Genomic DNA, 1,499 nt, shown 5'->3' on the forward strand with positions numbered 1-1,499 from the left:
TCAATGATATCATTATTCGTTAAGATTTTATTTTTTTTAATTAATCCAAATCCTTTTTTTAAAGCAGAAATATAGTTTTGAACTTCTTTTGCATTTAAAGACTTAAAACCATCAAGATTTAACTCGGCTTTAAATATGTCATCGTGAGTTGTTATAATATTTTCAATAGCAGAACTATCTTTAGCCTCTTGAAGTCCTAAAGTATTTATTAAAATAGTTGAATTTGGAATGCTTGATACAATTCCTTTTAACTCTGCCAAGGCTCTGTGAGCTGAAGCCAATTTCTTAAGCACTTTTTTAGTTTCAACATCTTGCTTTAGAGGTAACTTTTTTAATTTTTCAGATTCCATTATGTTAAGAAATATTAATTTTCTTTACAAACTTAATTTATTATGATAAGATAATCGAATTTTCTTATCATAACTTTTAGGTGTGATAACATATTTAACTTTATTTATCATACTATTTTTTCGGAGAATTTGTTTTAACTATCAAAAAACACTGTCATCTCGCACTTGATGCGAGATCTGTTACTTTGTATTCGAAATCAATTTTTAGTATAACGAAATAGGCGTTAGGAGTTTGTAAAATAGATATAAAGTTCGATATTAAATATTTGTATAATCTACTCAAAAGTAAATAACACCCCTATAATCCCCTCAAGGGGATATTTTAGAAGTATTTTAAACCGTCATCTCGCACTTGATGCGAGATCTGCCAATCATAACGTCAATTCGAGTGCCGCAACGCAGTGAAGGTGTATCGAGAACAGTTAGTGGTAAAATGTTTGTAGTTTATACCAGTTAAAATTTAAGCTTAAATTTCATAAGTTGTTATCACACGTTTTAATCATAATGGAATCTACATTTGATTATTCTTATTTCATCATCTACAACTTGATAAATTAATCGATGTTCTTCATCAATTCTTCTCGACCAAAATCCCCTGTAATTATGTTTTAAGGGTTCAGGTTTACCTAATCCGTCATATGGCTGTCTGGAAATATCTTTTAGAAGCAGATTTATTCTTTTTAGCATTTTTTTATCGATTTTTTGCCAATACAAATAATCCTCCCAAGATTCATCTACAAATACATATTTCATCAATCAACAAGATTTTTACTAAATGAGTCGCCTTTTTTAAATTTTTCAATTGCAGCATCTAACCTTGCTTTGTTTTTACTTGAAGACATTTCGTGTTGAGTTGTCATAAGAGAATTGTATTCTTCTAAAGAAATCACTACAACACCCGAGTTTTTACCTCGATTGATAATTAGTGTTTCAAAGTTTTCGGTAACTTTATTTAAGTAATCTTTTATATCTTTTCTAAAATCGGATATTGTCGTTGTAATCATAATTCAACATTTTAAATATGTACAAAATTACGTACAAAATAATCTGATTCAAAATTTATGACATCTTTATTTGTAATAAGTTGTTTGATTTTAGTCAGCTTATTTTAGGAAGGTAAACAATTTTGTTTACTAATTATTATTTGCT

Annotated in this window: 3 protein-coding genes; all 3 read right to left on the reverse strand. The window is 28.0% G+C overall.

Features of this window, described 5'->3' with window-relative positions; all coding sequences use genetic code 11:
* Positions 1 to 350 (reverse strand): Fic/DOC family N-terminal domain-containing protein (locus EC396_RS12735; RefSeq protein ID WP_305036103.1); only part of this gene is annotated, 350 nt, incomplete at its 3' end.
* A 495-nt stretch (positions 351 to 845) separates the two neighbouring features.
* A complete protein-coding gene (locus EC396_RS12740; protein ID WP_129367004.1) occupies positions 846 to 1,103 on the reverse strand; it encodes a Txe/YoeB family addiction module toxin in 258 nt (85 codons plus the stop codon).
* Positions 1,103 to 1,354 carry a type II toxin-antitoxin system Phd/YefM family antitoxin gene (locus tag EC396_RS12745; protein ID WP_129367005.1) on the reverse strand — a complete coding sequence of 84 codons (252 nt, stop codon included), beginning with the start codon at positions 1,352 to 1,354 and terminating at the stop codon, positions 1,103 to 1,105. The genes EC396_RS12740 and EC396_RS12745 overlap by 1 nt, the downstream gene beginning before the upstream one ends.
* Between the last annotated feature and the right edge of the window lie 145 nt (positions 1,355 to 1,499).

Source organism: Lutibacter sp. HS1-25 (assembly GCF_004121075.1).
GTDB lineage: Bacteria > Bacteroidota > Bacteroidia > Flavobacteriales > Flavobacteriaceae > Lutibacter.

What these genes read in the sequence shown, in the direction of transcription:
- EC396_RS12745 (WP_129367005.1), bottom strand. Translation starts at nt 1,354, where the DNA reads ATGATTACAACGACAATATCCGATTTTAGAAAAGATATAAAAGATTAC.
- EC396_RS12740 (WP_129367004.1), bottom strand. Translation starts at nt 1,103, where the DNA reads ATGAAATATGTATTTGTAGATGAATCTTGGGAGGATTATTTGTATTGG.